20 protein-coding genes are annotated in these 18,020 nt (G+C 66.5%); 15 read left to right on the forward strand and 5 right to left on the reverse strand.

What is annotated here, in order from left to right; translation table 11 throughout:
- Positions 1 to 51: 51 nt before the first annotated feature.
- The 14 genes from VGJ96_10430 to VGJ96_10495 all read left to right on the forward strand — a co-directional run bounded on the left by VGJ96_10430 (position 52) and on the right by VGJ96_10495 (position 13,156).
- Positions 52 to 777, forward strand: coding sequence for a hypothetical protein (locus VGJ96_10430; protein HEY3287519.1), 726 nt, complete (start codon positions 52 to 54; stop codon positions 775 to 777).
- 141 nt (positions 778 to 918) lie between these two features.
- Positions 919 to 1,464 carry a MerR family transcriptional regulator gene (locus VGJ96_10435; GenBank protein ID HEY3287520.1) on the forward strand — a complete coding sequence of 182 codons (546 nt, stop codon included), beginning with the start codon at positions 919 to 921 and terminating at the stop codon, positions 1,462 to 1,464.
- A 37-nt stretch (positions 1,465 to 1,501) separates the two neighbouring features.
- Positions 1,502 to 2,344 carry a replication initiator protein A gene (locus tag VGJ96_10440; protein HEY3287521.1) on the forward strand — a complete coding sequence of 281 codons (843 nt, stop codon included), beginning with the start codon at positions 1,502 to 1,504 and terminating at the stop codon, positions 2,342 to 2,344.
- 143 nt (positions 2,345 to 2,487) lie between these two features.
- Complete coding sequence (locus VGJ96_10445) at positions 2,488 to 4,086, forward strand: S41 family peptidase (GenBank protein HEY3287522.1); 1,599 nt, start codon at positions 2,488 to 2,490, stop codon at positions 4,084 to 4,086.
- Positions 4,083 to 5,171 (forward strand): hypothetical protein, encoded by a 1,089-nt coding sequence (locus VGJ96_10450; GenBank protein ID HEY3287523.1) that lies wholly within the window; start codon positions 4,083 to 4,085, stop codon positions 5,169 to 5,171. Before VGJ96_10445 ends, VGJ96_10450 begins: the two co-directional genes overlap by 4 nt.
- 287 nt (positions 5,172 to 5,458) lie before the next feature.
- On the forward strand, positions 5,459 to 6,502 hold the full coding sequence (locus tag VGJ96_10455) for an SPFH domain-containing protein (protein HEY3287524.1): 1,044 nt from the start codon (positions 5,459 to 5,461) through the stop codon (positions 6,500 to 6,502).
- Positions 6,503 to 6,510: 8 nt separating this feature from the next.
- The gene (locus VGJ96_10460) at positions 6,511 to 6,735 is read left to right on the forward strand and encodes a hypothetical protein (protein ID HEY3287525.1); all 225 of its coding nucleotides are present in this window, start codon (positions 6,511 to 6,513) and stop codon (positions 6,733 to 6,735) included.
- Positions 6,736 to 6,938: 203 nt separating this feature from the next.
- On the forward strand, positions 6,939 to 7,481 hold the full coding sequence (locus VGJ96_10465; protein HEY3287526.1) for a methylated-DNA--[protein]-cysteine S-methyltransferase: 543 nt from the start codon (positions 6,939 to 6,941) through the stop codon (positions 7,479 to 7,481).
- Positions 7,482 to 7,650: 169 nt separating this feature from the next.
- Entirely contained in the window at positions 7,651 to 8,622 is a 972-nt protein-coding gene (locus tag VGJ96_10470) for an HD domain-containing protein (GenBank protein ID HEY3287527.1), read from the forward strand.
- A gap of 44 nt (positions 8,623 to 8,666) precedes the next feature.
- Positions 8,667 to 9,827 (forward strand): MFS transporter, encoded by a 1,161-nt coding sequence (locus tag VGJ96_10475; GenBank protein HEY3287528.1) that lies wholly within the window; start codon positions 8,667 to 8,669, stop codon positions 9,825 to 9,827.
- A gap of 119 nt (positions 9,828 to 9,946) precedes the next feature.
- Positions 9,947 to 11,467, forward strand: a complete 1,521-nt coding sequence (locus VGJ96_10480; protein ID HEY3287529.1) for a fumarate hydratase — start codon at positions 9,947 to 9,949, stop codon at positions 11,465 to 11,467.
- 313 nt (positions 11,468 to 11,780) lie between these two features.
- On the forward strand, positions 11,781 to 11,990 hold the full coding sequence (locus tag VGJ96_10485; GenBank protein HEY3287530.1) for a hypothetical protein: 210 nt from the start codon (positions 11,781 to 11,783) through the stop codon (positions 11,988 to 11,990).
- 147 nt (positions 11,991 to 12,137) lie between these two features.
- Positions 12,138 to 12,344, forward strand: a complete 207-nt coding sequence (locus VGJ96_10490; protein ID HEY3287531.1) for a cold-shock protein — start codon at positions 12,138 to 12,140, stop codon at positions 12,342 to 12,344.
- Between the two features lie 80 nt (positions 12,345 to 12,424).
- Positions 12,425 to 13,156: a M15 family metallopeptidase gene (locus VGJ96_10495; protein HEY3287532.1), complete on the forward strand. Its 732-nt coding sequence runs from the start codon at positions 12,425 to 12,427 to the stop codon at positions 13,154 to 13,156.
- A 184-nt stretch (positions 13,157 to 13,340) separates the two neighbouring features.
- Here the strand turns inward: VGJ96_10495 and VGJ96_10500 are convergent, their stop codons facing one another.
- From VGJ96_10500 to VGJ96_10510, 3 genes are all read right to left on the reverse strand, one after another.
- Positions 13,341 to 13,661, reverse strand: coding sequence for a hypothetical protein (locus tag VGJ96_10500; protein HEY3287533.1), 321 nt, complete (start codon positions 13,659 to 13,661; stop codon positions 13,341 to 13,343).
- A 111-nt stretch (positions 13,662 to 13,772) separates the two neighbouring features.
- Positions 13,773 to 14,435 (reverse strand): hypothetical protein, encoded by a 663-nt coding sequence (locus VGJ96_10505; GenBank protein HEY3287534.1) that lies wholly within the window; start codon positions 14,433 to 14,435, stop codon positions 13,773 to 13,775.
- Positions 14,436 to 14,522: 87 nt separating this feature from the next.
- Positions 14,523 to 14,801 (reverse strand): oxidative damage protection protein, encoded by a 279-nt coding sequence (locus tag VGJ96_10510; GenBank protein ID HEY3287535.1) that lies wholly within the window; start codon positions 14,799 to 14,801, stop codon positions 14,523 to 14,525.
- A gap of 169 nt (positions 14,802 to 14,970) precedes the next feature.
- Between VGJ96_10510 and VGJ96_10515 the strand changes: the two genes are divergently transcribed.
- Positions 14,971 to 15,957, forward strand: a complete 987-nt coding sequence (locus VGJ96_10515; GenBank protein HEY3287536.1) for an MBL fold metallo-hydrolase — start codon at positions 14,971 to 14,973, stop codon at positions 15,955 to 15,957.
- 15 nt (positions 15,958 to 15,972) lie between these two features.
- Here the strand turns inward: VGJ96_10515 and VGJ96_10520 are convergent, their stop codons facing one another.
- Positions 15,973 to 16,872 carry an alpha/beta fold hydrolase gene (locus tag VGJ96_10520; protein ID HEY3287537.1) on the reverse strand — a complete coding sequence of 300 codons (900 nt, stop codon included), beginning with the start codon at positions 16,870 to 16,872 and terminating at the stop codon, positions 15,973 to 15,975.
- Positions 16,873 to 18,018 carry a molybdopterin-synthase adenylyltransferase MoeB gene (gene moeB, locus VGJ96_10525; protein HEY3287538.1) on the reverse strand — a complete coding sequence of 382 codons (1,146 nt, stop codon included), beginning with the start codon at positions 18,016 to 18,018 and terminating at the stop codon, positions 16,873 to 16,875.
- Positions 18,019 to 18,020 lie beyond the last annotated feature (2 nt).

Raw genomic sequence — 18,020 nt, forward strand, 5'->3', positions numbered from 1 at the left:
GTTGAGCGACGAACGCTTTTCTTTGACTGACTGAGCCATAGGGAGGCAGGCATGCTGAGCGGCGATCTCAACGACAAGCACATGGCGGCGGACCGGGACGACGAGCCGGAGGATTCCGGCTACGGCGGCGGCATGAGCTATGACGACGAGGACGACGAGGACGGTGGCTGGGCGATCAACAAGGACCATTCCGATTCGCTCTGGGATAGCGCGGAGGAATCGGACGACGAGGACGAGGAGGAGCCGGGTGTGCTCCTTGACGCGGGAGAGGAAGAGGATGACGCCGACCTGTTCGGCGCCGGCCTTGGTGAACCCCGTCGGGCGTCCAAGCCGAAGCCGGCACCAAAGCCGGTGGCCCCGCCGGTCGTGGTTCCGGTGCCCGTACCGGTCGCGGCGGCCCCGGTTAAGCCCGTGGCCAAGCCCGTGGCCAAGCCCGTGGCCAAGCCCGCCGCCAAACCCGCAGCCAAGCCCGCGGCCAAGCCCGCGGCCAAGCCCGTGACCAAGCCCGCGGCGAAGAAGGCATCCAAGAAGGCCGCCAAGAAGGCCGCCCCGAAGAAGGCGGCCAAGAAGGTTGCCAAGAAGCCGGCCAAGAAGGCCGCGAAGGCCGCCCCGAAGAAGGCCGTGAAGAAGGTGGCCAAGAAACCGGCCAGGAAGCTGGCCAAGAAGACCGCGGCAAAGAAGCCGCTCAAGAAGGCAGCCCCCAAGAAGGCCGCCAAGAAACCGGTCAAGAAGGCCGCGCCGAAGAAGGCCGTCAAGAAGGCGAAGCAGAAGAAGTAGCCGGCGTGTCCGGCCGTCGCTCACGGCGGACGGTGGGTATCGCACATCCGTGCGTCCCACCGTCCGCCGTTCGTCGTTGGCGCCTTGCTGGCGCGACACTGGCTCGCCGGCGGACGTCGCGCGCGTTATTCTCTTGTCACGATGGCTGACAACACAGTGGCACTGCTGCGTGCGCATTCCCGGCACGCACCGTGGAATGCTCGAGGCCTCGCGGCGCATGCCACGGCGCTCGTCGATGCGGCCGGCATGCGCCCGACGAACGCGTCGGCGCGAGCCACGCCGAGCGCTCGTGCCGTGCGGTTCTACGTGGCCCACGGACTGTTGGATCACCCGATGGGTCGAGGCACCGCCGCCACCTATCACTATCGCCATCTGTTGCAACTGCTGGCGATCAAGATTCGTCAGCGCGAAGGACAGACGCTCGACGCCATCAAGGCGGAACTGGCAGGCGCCACCGGTGATGCCCTCGAGCGGCGCGTGGCGCAGTCGCTCGCTCCGGCGCTCGTCTCCGGCGCGGATCAGGCGGTTCAGCACGACGACGCGCCGGCGGCATCGTGGCGCCGTGTCGTCGTGGCGGATGGCATCGAACTGCATGTGCGTGAGGACAGCGCGGCCGCGCGCAGCGATTTCGTCGCCGCCATGCGTGAGTCCGTTCGCGCTGCCCTGGGCCGTGAAGACGTCCGCTGATGTTGATGCTGCGCGGCCCGCGAACGCGTCCCGTCGCATGAGCCATACGCCACGCCGTCGCATGCTGGCGCGCACCGTCGTCCTGGATCGCGCGCTCGAGGCGTTGCCGCTCTTTCGTCTCAGCGATTCTGGCGAGGAAGTCGCGATTTCATACGTCGCCGAGGGTGGCGGCCGGTGGCGTGTGCTTCCCGCCCCTGGTGAACGGCTTCCGGGCACGTTCGACCAGGATGTCTACGTCGAGCTGCTGCGGCGTTATCACGAAGCGGAGGCGCCGGCCGACGGTATTTTGTCGTTTACGCTGCACGACTTTCTCCGTACCATGGGGCGGCGTGTGGACGGCCGGACGTACGAGCAGCTGCGCAGCGCACTCAATCGGTTGCAGCGCACCGCCCTGGAATCCACGGATGCCTGGTTCGACGCAGCGGCCGGCACGCGCTGGACCGGACAGTTCACCATTCTGAGCACGGTGTCGATCGACCGGCGGCGGCTGACGGATCGCGATCAGCTGGCGCTGTTCAACACCCTGACGAACAACGAACCGGGCGACGCACACGTGACCCTCGCGCCGCAAATCCGGTCCAACATCGCCTCGGGATACACCATCACGTTGGCGTCCGCGCGCTATAGCCAGCTGTCCTCGCCGGTGGCACGGCGCCTGTATCGCGTCTTGCAGGTGGCGCGCAGCGAGTCCGGAAGAAGTTGGGAGGTTGCCCTCGAGCGGCTCGCCGAGCAACTCCCGCTGGCCCAGCGTTATCCGTCGCACCTCCAGCGCGTGCTGCAACCGGCCCACGAGATGCTCTTGGCGGCTGGAGTGCTTCGCAGCGCGGTCATCGCCCCGCACGACAAGACCTGGGCCGTCTCCTATCAGCTCGCGGACTGAAGGGAACTCTTTGCCAGCCAACGGGTTCTGACATCCCAGCGGGCAGTTTCGCCAACGGTGCGGACCGGTGGGATGAGGAGAACTGCTAATTCCCCAGCCTTCCAGGCCCGATTAGCTTGAGATTCCCCCTTGAAAGGCTCGTAATGACGCGTACCCGAAAGTCCCTGATCGCGCTTGTCGTCGTGGCAGCCCCCCTCTTGGCCGGCGGTTTCGTCATTCAGGAGCGGGCAACGCGCGATGGGGTGCGCCTGTTTGAGCAGGTGATGTCGGTCGTCGGCGACCGGTTCGTCGACTCCGTCAGCGCCGGCGTCCTGTACGAGAAAGCCGCGCGCGGACTCCTGCGCGAACTCAAGGATCCGTACACCGAGCTCTACACCCCCAAGCAGCTCGAGGCCTTCAACACGAACACCGGCGGCTTTTACGGTGGCGTGGGCATGCTCATCGAGGAGCAGGAAGGCAGCATCATCATCTCGAAGGTCTACCCGCATACCCCAGCCGAAGAGGCGGGCATCCATGAGGGAGACCGGATCATCCAGGTCGATACCGCCAGCACGCGTGGCTGGAAGCTTGACCAGGTCTCGTCGCGCCTGAAGGGTGAGCCGGGAACCAAGGTCACCGCCAAGTTCGCGCGGCCCGGATGGACGGAACCGATCAGCGCGACGTTTACGCGCCGTGTCATCCGCATTCCCGCCGTGCCATTCGCCATCATGCTGGACGGCAAGATCGGCTACATCCCCGTGCAGAACTTCAACGAGACGGCGTCTCCTGAGGTCGCCCAGCAGGTCATTCGCCTGCAGAACGAGGGGGCCAAGGGACTGGTGCTCGACCTGCGCGGCAACCCTGGCGGCTTCCTCGATCAGGCGCTCGAGATGTCCAACCTGTTCCTCGAGCGGGGCAAGGAAATTCTGAGTGTGCGCGACCGGCAGGGGGTTGCCGAACTTCACAAGGCGGAACGCGATCCGGTGGCCCTCAAGCTGCCGATGGTCATTCTCACCGATGCCTATACGGCCTCCGCCTCGGAGATCGTCGCGGGCGCCTTGCAGGACCACGATCGCGCGCTGATCGTCGGCACGACGTCCTTCGGCAAGGGTCTTGTGCAGTCGGTCTACCGCCTCGATGGCGGCTACGCGATCAAGCTCACGACCGGCAAGTGGTACACGCCGAGCGGCCGCTCCATCCAGAAGGAGCGCAAGCTGCTCGACGACGGCCAGTTCGTCGAGGTGCGCCCGGACAGCCTCGAGTCCGACTCGGTGCGCAAGTCGCGTCCGCGCTACAAGTCGGATGGCGGACGCGTCGTCTTCGGCGGCGGCGCCATCACGCCCGATGTCATCGTTCCGCCCGATACGCTGACCACCGCGGAACAGAAGGTCGCCCGTGTGCTCGGCTCCAAGGGACAGGACACCTACATCACGCTGTACGACTTCGCGTTCGCGCGGAAATCGCAGGTCAAGCCGGATTTCGTCGTCACGCCGGCCATGCGCGACGAGTTCTACGAGAAGCTGCAGAAGAAGGGCGTCCTGGTTGACCGCAAGGACTGGGATGCGGCCCCGACGTACGTCGACCGATTGATCGACCTCAGGATCTCCCGCCTCGCCTTCGGTGATTCCACCGCCAAGCGGCGCGAAGTGAGTGACGACAATCAGTTGCTGAAGGCGCTGGAACTGCTCCGCAAGGGCCAGACGCAGCACGACCTTTTCACGCTGGCGTCGTCCATCCCCCAGACACTTCCCGGCAAGCGATGAGCTACCGCATCAGTTTCACCCTGTTCACCCTCTTCGCCGCCGCGGCGCTCGCCGCGGCGGTTCCACTGTCCGCCCAGCAGGTACGCTCCTACGCGCCGGAAAAGGGCGAGGTGCATCTCGCCAATCTCCGCCAGCTCACCAACGGCGGCGAGAACGCCGAGGCGTACTGGAGCAAGGACAGCAAGTGGATCACGTTCCAGTCCACGCGCGATGGCCGGACATGCGACGAACAGTTTGTCATGAAAGCCGACGGCTCCGCCCTCAAGCGCATCAGCGACGGCCGCGGCAAGACGACCTGCGGATGGTTCTTCCCGGACGGCAAGCGGCTCTTCTTCGGATCCTCCACCGCGCATGACTCGGCATGCCCACCGCGCCCCGATCCGTCCAAGGGCTACGTGTGGCCGCTCGACAAGTACGACATCTACACCGTCAACCGCGACGGCTCCAACTTCCGGCGCCTCACCAACTACAACGTCTACACCGCCGAGGGCGTCCTTTCGCCGGATGGCCGGAAGATCGTCTTCACGTCCCTCAAGGACGGCGACCTCGACATCTACACCATGAATGTCGATGGCACCAACGTGAAGCGCCTCACCAGTACCGTGGGGTACGACGGCGGTCCGTGGTGGTCGCCGGATGGCAAGCGGATCGCCTATCGCGCGCACCATCCCAAGGACTCGGTGGAACTCAAGCAGTACAAGGACCTGCTCGCTCAGGGGCTGATTCGTCCGTCCAAGGTGGAGCTTTACGTGATGAACGCCGACGGCAGCGACAACCGGCAGGTGACGGCGCTGGGCGGTGCGAACTTCGGTCCTTCGTGGACGCCCAATGGCAAGCAGATCATCTTCGCGTCCAATTTCTTTGCCCCGCGCTCGGGGAATTTCGAACTGTTCCTCGTTGACGCCGGCGCCGAGAAGGCCGGCGCCGACAAGCTCGAGCAGATCACGTTCAATGAGACGTTCGACGGCTTCCCGATGTTCTCACCGGACGGCAAGAAGCTCATCTGGGCATCCAACCGCCACGACAACAAGCCAACGGAGACTAACATCTTCGTCGCCGATTGGATCAGGACGCCAAGGAAGTAGGCGCCTCCACTCCGGGCCTTTTTCACCACGGAGCCACGGAGAACTGCCTGAGGGCCACGGAGGAAGTGCAACTTCTTGGGTGAACAGCGCGCGCCACGCAATGCTCTGCGTGGCACGATGTCGTTACCCCAAGTTGTGGTAGTTCTCCGTGGCCCTCCGTGTTCCTCCGTGCCTCCGTGGTGAAGAAATCCAGAAGGCGCTCATGGCTCGCCACGCCACCGGAATTGCAGTAGTATCGCTGGAGGCGCCCTTCCGCCTTCCGTCTCCCGTCTCCCGTCTGCCGTCCCATGGAAATCTTCCTCGGGTTTGTCGCGTTCGTCGCGATCGCATTGTTCGTCAAGTCCTTCAAGATTGTTGGCCAGGCGGAAGTGCTGATCGTCGAGCGCCTCGGCCGGTTCAACCGCATCGCGCGCTCCGGCTTCAACATCCTCATTCCGTTCATCGAGTCGCCGCGCCACATCGACGTGCGCTATCTCACGAGCGACGTGAGCGGCGCCAAGCGGCTGGTGGCCGGGACCACGAGCCGGATTGACCTGCGTGAACAGGTCCTGAACTTCCCGAGCCAGCCGGTCATCACCAAGGACAACGTCACCATCGACATCGATGCGGTGCTCTACTACCGTATCTCGGATCCCCAGAAGGCGACGTACTCGGTGCAGAACCTCCCCTACGCCATCGAGACGCTGACCCGCACGACGCTGCGCAACATCGTCGGCGAGATGGAACTCGACCAGACGCTCACCAGCCGCGACCAGATCAACCGGCGCATGCGCGAGGTCATCGAAGAGGCGTCGCTGGGATGGGGCGTTGACGTCACGCGCGTGGAACTGCAGACCATCGAACCGCCGCGCGACATTCAGCAGTCAATGGAACTGCAGATGCGCGCCGAACGTGAGCGTCGGGCGGCCGTCACCAACGCCGAGGCCAGCAAGCGCGCCGTCATCCTCGAGGCGGAAGGATCGCGCGAATCGCAGGTGCTGCGGGCCCAGGGTGAAATGGAAGCCGCCATCCTGCGCGCGAAGGGCCTGGCCGAAGCACGGCTGGCGATGGCCAGGGCCGAGGCCGAGGCCATCCGGGGCGTTGCGGCTTCGCTTCCACCGGGAGAGGCCGCCACGTACCTGCTCGGCCTTCGCTACGTCGATGCGCTGCCGCAGGTCACGCAGGGCAAGGGCACGACGATCTTCCTTCCCAGCGAAGCCGCCGGCGCCCTGGGGGCGATGGGCGCCCTGCGAAAGGTCATGGACGCCGCCGGCCAGAATGCGGCCGCTGGTGACGCGCCGCGTCCCACCGGTGCGCTTGGCTTTCCGCCGGGCGGCAGTTCCAAGGGCTAAGTTAGGATATGCCGAAACCGATCACCAAAGAGCGCGCTGAGAAGGTCGCCAAGGCGCATGCGTGCGAGCACTGTGGGGAGTACAGCTACAAGAAGCTCACCATCAAGCCCGCCACGGCTTCGAATCGCAAGGAATTCGGGGAAGTGTGGCATTGCATCAAGATCTGCGGCGTCTGCGGCATGGAACAGGAAATGGGCATCGACGGCGAAGGTGAGATCGCGTACGTGAACTGAGCGACCGCAAGAAACGGAATCCCGAGCGCAAGAAACGGAATTTCCAGCGCAAGAAACGGATTGGCCGCAGGCGGCAAATCAGCGAGACTAAGGGCACCGGCGCATGGCGCGCCCGGTGCCCTTTTGCACGGAGCAGCCCGATGCCCACGTTCGCCCCCTCTCGTTCGCGTCATCCCAGCCCGCGTGCCGCCCGTTACGATCCGGTGCCACGGTCAGCGGCCGAAGACATTGCGTTCGGCCAGTTCGACTCGCCACTCGGCATCGTGCTGCTCGGGGTCACGGCGCGCGGCATTCGCTATCTCGCGCTCGGCGATTCGGCCGCGGCGCTTGAGCGCGAGATGCGCGCCGCCCTGCCCTGGGCGTCGTTCAGCCGCACGCTGTCCGTGCCGGACGAATGGCACGAGGAGATCACGCGGCGGCTGGCCGGCGCGGCGGCGCACACCCCCCTGCCGCTGCACACGAACGGCACGCCGTTCGAAGAATCCGTCTGGGCGGTGCTGCGTCGCATCCCGCGCGGCGAGCGGCGCACCTATCAGCAGCTCGCCGCCGAGATTGGCCGTCCCACGGCCGTGCGAGCGGTCGCCCAGGCGTGCGCGCACAACAACGTCGCCGTGCTGATTCCGTGCCATCGCGTCGTGCGGGCGGATGGCACGCTCGGCGGCTACCGGTGGGGGGTTGATCGCAAGCAGACGCTGCTCGACGCGGAACGCACACCGGCTGAAACTTCCGCGTCCCGGGATACGTAGTAGTTCATCGAAGCGAGTTGCGTCGCCCAATCGCCCGCGCCCGGCCATCCACCCGATGCCGGGCGCGTGTTCTTGCCCCTCGGCGCGTGGATTGGATGAGGCAACGGTCAGTGCCGCAGGATAGTATATATTTGCCCGCCGCCATCGACCGTCTGCCATCACTCGCCCCGTGCTAGATCTCTCCAAGCTCCACCCCGGTGACCGCGTCCAACACGAGCTGTTGGTGCTCGATCGCGCCGACAAGGAGACCCGCGATGGCAAGCCGTTCGCGCGCCTGACGCTCGGCAACTCCACCGGACGCATCGAGACGGCGCCCGTCTGGTCCGAACAGCTCCCGTGGGTGGCCGGCGCCGAGAAGGGCAAGATCGTGCAGGCCATCGGCACGGTGGGTGAATATCAGGGCAAGCGCCAGCTCACGCTGACGGCGCCGCTGCGCGTCCTTCCGGCATCGGCCGCCAGTGCGGAGCAGTTTCTGCCGCGGGTCGCGCGCCGGACAGAGGAGCTCTGGGCGTGGATCGATCAGCAGCGTGCCACGCTCGCCTCCACGTCGCTGCGGACGGTGCTTGACCTCTTCTTCGCCGATGATGTGTTTCGCCAGGAGTTCGAGCGCGCCCCCGGTTCGACCAGCGGGCATCACGCACAGGTCGGCGGACTGCTGCTGCACAGCATCGAAGTCGCCACGATTGCGCAGGGCATCGCCCGCACGATGCACGCCAACGTGGAACTCGTCACCGTGGCCGCGTTGCTGCACGACGTCGGCAAGGTGGAGTCATATCACGTCAGCCCCGCCGGCTTCGGCCACACCACGGCCGGGCACCTTCTGGGCCACATCGTGCTCGGCACGATGATGCTCGACCGGCGCCTGCGCACCCTGCCCCCGGGCACCATCACGCCCGACCAGGAACTCGAACTGCAGCACTTCATTCAGTCGCATCACGGATCGCTCGAGTTCGGCGCTGCCGTGCCACCGATGACGCTTGAAGCGGAAATCCTGCACTGGGCCGACCAGGCCTCGGCAAAGGCCGCCGATGTCACGGACACGCTGGCGAACGATGAGCATTTCGGGGACGACGCGTTCACCCTCAAGCGGCCTTGGCCCGTACAGAAACGGCTCTGGCGCCGGCCGCACGGATGGGAGTAATCTCCCAGGGGTCCGACGGAGACAGGCACCCGCAACGCTGGCGCATGCTGGCGTTGCTGTCGGTATCGCAGTTGCTCGGCATGTCGCTGTGGTTCGCCGGCAGCGCCGTGGCGCCGCAGTTGCAGCGGGCCTGGCAATTGGATGGCGCCGAGGTGGCGTGGCTCACCATTGCGGTGCAGCTGGGGTTTGTCGCGGGAACGGCGCTGTCGGCGCTGCTGAATCTCGCGGATGTCGTGCCCGCCCGCACGCTCTTTGCGGCGTCAGCGTTCAGCGGCGCCCTGTTCCACGCGGGCCTCGCCGTGGCTGATGGCCTGCCATGGGCATTGACCTCGCGCTTTCTCGCCGGTGCCTGCCTCGCCGGAGTGTACCCGCCCGCGATGAAGATGACGAGCACCTGGTTCCGCGAGCGGCGCGGGCTCGCCGTCGGGACCATCGTCGGCGCGCTGACCGTCGGCAAGGCGGGGCCGTATCTCATTGGCGCCCTCCCCGGCACCACCGTCCCGGCGCTCGTTGCCATGAGTTCGCTGAGCGCCGTGGCTGCTGCGTTATTGATCTGGTTCGGATACACCGACGGTCCCTATCACTTCCCGTCGCGCCCGTTCACCTGGACCCTTGCTCGCAGCGTGGTGCGCGAGGTCCGCTGGCGCCACGCCACCGGCGGATATCTCGGCCACATGACCGAGCTCTACGCGTACTGGACGTGGATTCCGGCCTTCGTCGCGGCCAGCATCGCCGGGAGTCCGCACACCGTGGCGCCTGCCGCCACGCGCATCTCGGCCGTCATCGGGTTTGTCATCATCGCCGTGGGAGGCGCGGGCTGCGTGTGGGGCGGCGCCGTGGCCGATCGCATTGGGCGCGCGCGACTCGTGACCATCGCCATGGCCGTCAGCGGTGCGGCCTGTGCGCTGATCGGCCTGCTGTTCGGTCACTCCTTGTGGCTGCTGACACCCGTCGCGCTGGTCTGGGGCTTCTTCATCATTGCCGACAGCGCGCAATTCAGCGTGCTCGTCACCGAGAGCGTCCCGGCGCATGCCGTCGGTACCGCACTCACGTTGCAGGTGTCGCTCGGGTTTCTGCTCACGACCATCACCATTCAGGTGGTGCCGATCATCGTGCGCATCCTCGGCTGGCCGTGGGCATTTGCCTTTCTCGCTGCCGGTCCGGCGCTTGGCATCTGGAGCATTCGACGGCTCCGCACCGACTGACTGGTTGCGCCTTTGCTCGGATGATTCCGGCGGAAACACGCGCATCAGCGCCGTCCGCCGGATAGCCGTTTTAGTAGATTGAGAGTGGCCCCACCGGCATCATCCAACCCGAAGGCCCCATGACCGTCATCAAGCAGGACGATTTCATCCAGAGCATACACGACGCTCTGCAGCACATCTCCTACTTCCATCCCGTCGATTACATCAAGGCGCTCGGCGAAGCCTACACGCTCGAGCAGGGACCCGCGGCCAAGGACGCGATCGCGCAGATCCTCACCAACTCGCGCATGTGCGCCGAAGGCCATCGCCCCATCTGTCAGGACACGGGTGTCGTCGTGGTCTTCCTGAAGGTCGGCATGGACGTGAAGTGGGACGCCACCTTGAGCGTCACCGACATGGTCAACGAGGGGGTGCGCCGCGCGTACCTGCAGCCCGACAACGTGCTGCGCGCGTCCATTCTCGCCGATCCGGCGTTCACGCGAAAGAACACGCGCGACAACACGCCGGCCGTCGTGCACTACGAGATTGTCCCGGGCGACAAGGTTGAGGTGAAGGTCGCCGCCAAGGGTGGCGGCTCGGAGAACAAGTCCAAGTTCGCCATGCTCAACCCCAGCGATTCCATCGTCGATTGGGTGCTCAAGACCGTCCCGTTGATGGGCGCCGGCTGGTGTCCGCCCGGCATCCTCGGCATCGGCATTGGCGGCACCGCCGAGAAGGCGATGATCATGGCCAAGGAATCGTTGATGGATCACATCGACATGGCGCAGCTCAAGGCGCGCGGCCCGAAGACCAAGATCGAGGAACTGCGCATCGAGCTCTTCGACAAGGTCAACGCCCTTGGCATCGGGGCGCAGGGCCTGGGTGGCCTGTCCACCGTGCTCGACATCAAGATCTACGACTATCCCACGCACGCCGCGTCGCTTCCGATTGCGATGATCCCGAACTGCGCCGCCACGCGTCACATCAGCTTCACGCTCGACGGCTCCGGCGCGGCGCACCTGCCGGTGCCCAAGCTCAGCGACTGGCCGGACGTCACCTGGGCGCCCGATCTCAATGCCAAGTCGGTGAACCTCGACGCACTCACGCCCACCGAAGTTCAATCGTGGAAGACGGGCGACCGTCTGCTGCTCAACGGCAAGCTGCTCACCGGCCGTGATGCCGCCCACAAGAAGATCGCCGACCTCTTCGCCGCCGGCGCCCCGCTGCCCGAGGGCGTCGATTTCACCAATCGCGTGATCTACTACGTCGGCCCCGTTGATCCCGTGCGTGACGAAGTGGTCGGCCCGGCGGGTCCCACGACGTCGACCCGCATGGACAAGTACACCGAGATGATGCTCGCCAAGACGGGACTCATCGGAATGGTCGGCAAGTCCGAGCGCGGTCCCGCCGGCATCGAGGCCATTCGCAAGCACAAGGCCGCGTATCTCATGGCCGTCGGTGGCGCGGCCTATCTGGTCGCAAAAGCCATTCGCAAGTCGCGCGTCGTCGCGTTCAAGGAACTCGGCATGGAAGCGATCTACGAGTTCGAAGTGGAGAACATGCCGGTGACGGTGGCCGTGGATAGCGCAGGCAACAACGTCCACGAAAGCGGCCCGAGGGAATGGCAAGAGAAGATTCGCGCGTTGCCCGTGCTCGTGTAGCAGACCAGGGTGAGCAGCGAAGCGCCGGCTTTCGTCAGCCGGCGCTTCGTCTTTTCGGTCATCTTGTCCGATACGAGTCAGTTGCTCGGTATTCTGGAACGCTCGAACGCGCAGAGATCGATGGTCCGTTGACGAATTATCGATGACGACAGTCGCTTTCGCTTTAACCTATTAGATATCAAAGACTTACATGTCAATCCTTCCGATCGCCACATTCTTTGAAGGGGGGCTTCCAGTGGTGGTTACATTTATCACATAGCTGGTGCAGGCCCCCCGCGCAGGCTGGCATTCCCGATTGTCCCTCGGAGTTGTAATGCGTAAGCCCCGTCCGAACTCGTTCAACCCGGCGCAGGCGCTGAACCTCATCGCCAACGACCGCAACGGCCACCCTCTTAGCTGCCCGTCGTGCTCAGGCGACATCGAGCGCGACCCGTCCCAGGTGCCTCCGCCTCCGCGGAGTCACGTCACCCTGAAGTGCACCAACTGCGGGCGCTTCGCCCGCTACATCGCCGGCGCGGCCTAAGCCCCGGCAGCAGGAGACACACCAGACCAGTACCGTCCGCCGGGTCTCTCCATTACCAATACGCGGTCGCTGCAACGACCCCGCTCGGCATGGGCCGAGTGGGCGCCGCGTATCTTCGTTCGCCCCAGAGAGGGAGAGGTCGGTTTCATGTCACGCATTACGGGCACCGTGAAGTGGTTCAACGACGCGAAGGGCTTCGGCTTCATCTCGCGTGAAGGCGGGCCGGACGTTTTCGTCCACTACAGCGCCATCTCCTCGAGCGGCTTCAAGTCGCTGGCGGAAGGAGACCAGGTGGAGTTTGAGATCGTGCAGGGCCAGAAGGGCCCGCAGGCGAACGAAGTCATCAAGCTCTAGGCACCACGGTGCGACGCGAGAGGCCCCGGCGACAATGCCGGGGCCTTTCCCTTTTCCTTCACCACGTGCAACTGTTCTCCATGCGACGCCTTTTCCTCGCCGTGCTCGCGTGGTGCGCTGCGCTTCCGGCGTCGGCTCAGACGGACACGACGGCGGCCCACGCGACCTTCCGCATCACGCCGCTCCGGCCGGTGGAGACCCTGCGCGCCGAAGCACTGTCCCTCTCGCCGCCAGCCGGCCTTACCGGGGCGAAAGCCGCCGACCTGGTGGAGCTCGTCACCCTCGATTCGACGATACAGCTCGAGATTCGCTACGCGACCACGAACAACTTCATGGGCGCGGCCATGTACTCGCAGGCCCGTGCGTTCCTGCAGCGCCCGGCCGCCGAGGCGCTGGTGCGCGCCCACCGGGCGCTCGCTCGCGAAGGGTTCGGATTGCGCATCCACGATGCCTACCGCCCGTGGTACGTGACGTGGATGTTCTGGGAGGCCACCCCTGATTCGCAGCGAACGTTCGTGGCGAATCCCGCCACTGGCTCGCGACACAACCGCGGCGCGGCGGTGGACCTCACGCTGTACGACCGGAGGACCGGCCGTGCCGTGCGCATGCCCAGCGGATACGATGAGTTCACCGAGCGTGCGTACGCGGAGTATCCCGGTGGCACCGCGGCCGAACGGGAACGGCGCGCGCTCCTGCGCCGGTACATGGAAGCCGAGGGATTCGTCGTGAATCCCACCGAGTGGTGGCACTTCGACTACCGCGGCTGGCGGGATTATCCCGTGCTCAACACCCCGTTCGAGCGGATGCGGTAGCGCTGGTCTTCTTCACCACGGAGACACGGAGAACTACCAGAGGGCCACGGAGAACTGGCACAACCAGGATAACGACATCGCGCCACGCAATGCATCGCGTGGCGCGCGCTGTTATCCAAGGAAGTTGGTCTTCTCCGTGGCCCTCAGGCTGTGCTCCGTGTCTCCGTGGTGAAGAAGGCCCGCGTCACGCCGACAGCGGCAGCTCCGTCTGCAGCGCCGACCGACGGCGGCGGCGCGGCGGGGTGGTCGCCGGCGTGACGATCGGCACGGCAACGCCCTGGCCCGACGGCAGGTCGTTCAGCAGCCGGGCCGTCTGGTCGCGGAAGCGCAGCGTGGCCAGCGGCACGGCATGCCGCCCGGCCTTCTGCGCCAGGAACCGGTGCACCTCGCTCAGCGCATCCGCCGGCAGCAGGCGGACGAGCGGGTGTCCCTCCACGAGGTTGCGCAGCCGCGGCAGGTCGCGGCTCGCCATCGCGTCACACAGGGAGTCCAGGTACGTCAGCATCGCGGCCTCCGTTTTGTTCCTTAGACACACTCTGCTACTAATACGTTTACCCGCGAGGGCCCGTTGAGTGCCACCGTTTTCGCGCCGACCGGTCCCGATGGTTGCGTCGCGCTACCGGCCCAGCAGGTCGAACCGCACGCTCCGGTGCCCGCCGCGATGCTTGCGCGGCGCGTAGCGGAAGAGCTGGGCGGGACGCCCGCGCCCCTCACTGCGCCACTCGTCCGTCGGGGCCACGAGATATGCCGCCTGCAGGGCCCGCCGGAAACTGGCCTTGTGCAGCCGGCGGCCCAGCAGCAGTTCGTACGCCTGCTGCAACTCGCTGAGGGTGAACGCGGCCGCCAGCAGGCGGAAGGCCACGGGCGCACTGTCCATGTGCAGGCGCAGCGTCTCCAGCGCCGCGGCGGCCATCGCCCGCTGGCGCGGCGCCACGGCGGGCAGCGACGGTACGGGATGCCACGCTGCATCGTCCGGGGCTTCGACGGTCGGTCCGACCACGCCGATGTACGGCAGCGACAGGGCCGCGCCCGACGGATGGCGTTTCTCGGCGGTCGCCGCGCCCGGCGCCAGCCACGCGACCGGCAGGCCAAGGATGTCGTGCGCAAGCTCGCGGGCCGTTGACTCGGGTCCTTCGCCCTCAGCGCTCCAGACGTACGGCAGCACCGGGCTCCCGGCGGCCGTCTTCATCACCAGCACCTGCAGCGTGCCCCCGCGTGCGGAGCACAGCACGAGATCGACGGTGGCGGCGCCGCGACGGCGCGATTTCTTGGCGGACATGTCGCGGGCCAATAAGTAACATTGCGCGACTAATGTCAACAGGTGCCACGTTGGCGCGGTGGCCTGCCGTCCCAGCGGACGGAGTGGCTAGTACGTGATCTGCCCTTGCTTCGTCGTGTCGACGTCGTCCTGCCGCCCGGCCTTGAACAGGAACGCCTCCATGTTGCGCGTCAGGAATTGCCGGGCCTGCGGATCCATCACGTTCAGGCCGTAGTGGTTGATCAGCATCGTCTGCTGCTTCTTCCACAGCTCCCAGCAGTCCTGGCACGTCCCGTCCAGAATGCGCGCGCCCATGGCGCCGGGAAACGGCGGCCGCTCGAATCCTTCCTTCTGCTGGCCGCAGCGGGCACAGGTGATCATGGGCATTGCGATTCTCCGGAAGCAGGATCGAGCGGGGGGCGGCGGACGAAACCGCCTGTCGGCGCTCCGTACTACCGGGGAATTTACCCGGGCGTCGACAGCATTGGAATCGGCGCCGGCGCACGCCGGGCGTCCGCGGGTACCACGTCCGGCATCCGCCGACGAGATTTCGGGCGTGTCTCCCACCCATCACACCCCGAACGGATTCCGGAATCCGTCTCCCGACGGCCAATTGCGCGGACTCGGCGCCATGGTGCGCTGGGGGTGGGAACGCGCACGCCACGGCCGGCTGTTCACGGCGAGCGGTGGCACGCCGCCGGGACGGGTGACGCATGCCGTGCGCCAGCCGCGTGCTGACAGCGCGGAACTCGCCATGACGTGGGTCGGGCACTCCACCTTTCTCATTCAGGTGGGCGGCCTGAATGTCCTCACCGATCCCGTCTGGAGCGAACGCTGTTCACCGGTGCCGTGGGCGGGCCCGAAGCGACACGTGGCGCCGGGCATCGCGTTCCACGAACTGCCGCCCATTGACGTCGTGCTGCAATCACACGATCACTACGACCACTTCGATGACCGGACGGTGCGGAGCATTGCCCGCAGCCATCCGACCGCCCAGTGGATTACGTCCCTCGGCGTCGCGCGCCGCCTCCGCGCGCGCGGCGTGGCCCGCGTGGTCGAGCTCGACTGGTGGCAGCAACACGCCGAGAGCGCCTGGCAGGTTACCGGTCTTCCGGCGCAGCATTTTTCCGGACGTTCGCCGTTCGACCGAAATCGTACGCTCTGGGGCGGCTTTGTGCTGCGCATCGGGCCTCGCGCCATCTACTTTGTCGGCGACAGCGGCTGGCACGACGGGTTCGCGGAGATCGGCCGGCGGTGCGGACCCTTCGACGCGATTCTCATGCCGATCGGCGCCTATGAACCGCGCTGGATCATGCAGCCCGTGCACGTGAATCCCGAAGAGGCGGTCCGGGCGTACCTGGCGCTCCAGCAGGCCCACCCGGCGTCCGCGCCGACGATGGTAGGCATGCACTGGGGAACGTTCGTCCTCACGGACGAGCCGCTCGACGAACCGCCGCGTCGCGCGCGTGCCGCCTGGCAGGCGGCGGGGCTTCCGGCAGATCGCCTCTGGGTGATGTCACCGGGTGAGACCCGCGCGCAGTAGGAGCCGGCCAGGCTGCTAGTGCGCGGGGACTCGTGAATCGAGCCAGTGTACCGCTTCCGACGCCAATTCCTCGTGTCCGTAGTCTACGGTGATCACGTGGCCGTTGCCGGTGGTCCAGTGCAGGCGCTTGTCGCCCGACGCGAGCCGATCGAAGGCGCGCTGGGCCTGCTCGCGCGAAATGCGGTAGTCGTCTCCGGACTGTGCGATCCACACGGGCTGGTGCACATGCGGCAGCGCCGCTCGCGCCCGCCGCGCGACCCGCTGCACCTCGCGCATCAGGCGTGGCGGCGAGCAGCCATACGCAATCAGTGACGCGCGGGCCTGTGGATCGCGGATCGAACGCCCCGTGCCACCACCTCCCAGGTACTTGGCTCCGAGATTCACCAGCGGCCACAGCGCCGCAATTGCCGCCAACCGCCAGCTCTGCACCAGGAATGGGGAGAAGAGCACGGCCGCGCGGACGGACGGCTCCTCGGCGGCGAGAATCATCGCGATCGCACCACCCATCGACAGTCCGCCCACGGCCACGCGCCGATGGCGCGCGAGCGCGTTGGCCAGCGTGTCGCGGGCCGTGGCGAGCCACGCGTCGGCGTCCGTGGCGGCAAACGCGCGCAACGAGCGGCCGTGTCCGGGCAGCAGCGGCGCGTAGACGGACCACCCCGCCGCGTGCATCGCCGCGGCCGGCGATCGCATCGTCTGTGGCGAATCGTTGTACCCGTGCAGGAGGACGACCGCGCGGTCGGTGAACCCGTCCAGCACGAATCCTTCCGCGCCCGCGATGATCCCCTCTGCCGTGCGCCGCCCGGCGAACCGTGCATCAAACCCCTGCTCGCGGTGACGTGCGCGCATCTCGCGCTGCGCCGCCACGAGCGCCGCGACGGTGACGAGGGCCGACGCCGGCGTGTAGAGTCCCATCTAGTAGCGTGGCACCGCCGAATCGACTTCGACGCTCCAGCGGTCGATGCCGCCGCTCAGGTTGAAGACCCGATGCCATCCGTCAAGCCGCAGCATCGACACCGCGCGGGCGCTGCGCATGCCGTGGTGGCAGTAGACCACGACGTCCGTGTCGCGCGGCACGTCGTGCGCGCGGTGCGCGAGATCGCCAAGCGGGATCAGCGTGGCGCTCGTGATCTGGGCGGTCGCGTACTCCCACGGCTCGCGCACGTCGAGCAACCAGGGTGTCCAGCCGGCGCTCATCCGCGCCTTGAGTTCCGCTGGGGTCAGCTCGATGCTGTCACTGGTCATCGTCGTCAATTCGGCCGGTGAAGTTCCACAAAACACGTTGTAGTCATCGAGCAGTTGGCGCGTTCCCCGGTCGCCGCACATCGGGCAGTCGGCATCCCGCGCGAAGGCAACTTCATGCGTGCGCATCGTGAGCGCATCGAAATGCAGCAGGCGGCCGATCAGGGGCGTGCCGATGCCGAGAAGGAGCTTGATGGCCTCCGCGGCCTGCATGCTCCCGATGATGCCGGGCAGCACCCCCAGCACACCGCCTTCGGCGCAGTTTGGCACCGTGCCCGGCGCCGGCGGCTCCGGGAAAAGGCAGCGATAGCACGGACCGCCGGGTGCGCCGAAGACCGAGATCTGTCCCTCGAAGCGGTGCACGCTGCCGTACACGTTCGGCCGGCCGGTGATGATGCACGCGTCGTTGACGAGGTACCGAACGGCGAACTGATCGGTGCCATCTATCACCACGTCGTACGCGCCAATCACCGCGAGCGCATTCGCGGGCGTCAGTCGTTCGGCCACCGCCTCGAGGACGACGTGAGGATTGAGATCGTGCAGCCGCTGCCGTGCCGATTCGACCTTCGAGCGTCCGATGGCCGCGGTCCCGTGCAGGACCTGACGCTGCAGGTTGCTCTCGTCCACGCAGTCGTCGTCCACGAGCCCAAGACGCCCCACGCCAGCGGCCGCGAGGTACAGGGCCGCCGGCGAACCAAGCCCGCCGAGTCCGACGATGAGCACCGACGACGCCCTGAGGCGTTCCTGCCCCGCTGCACCCACCTGCGGCAGGGCCAGGTGGCGCGCGTACCGGCGAAGTTCCTCAGGACTCAGGGACATGG

Source organism: Gemmatimonadaceae bacterium, assembly GCA_036504815.1.
Classification (GTDB): domain Bacteria; phylum Gemmatimonadota; class Gemmatimonadetes; order Gemmatimonadales; family Gemmatimonadaceae; genus PNKL01.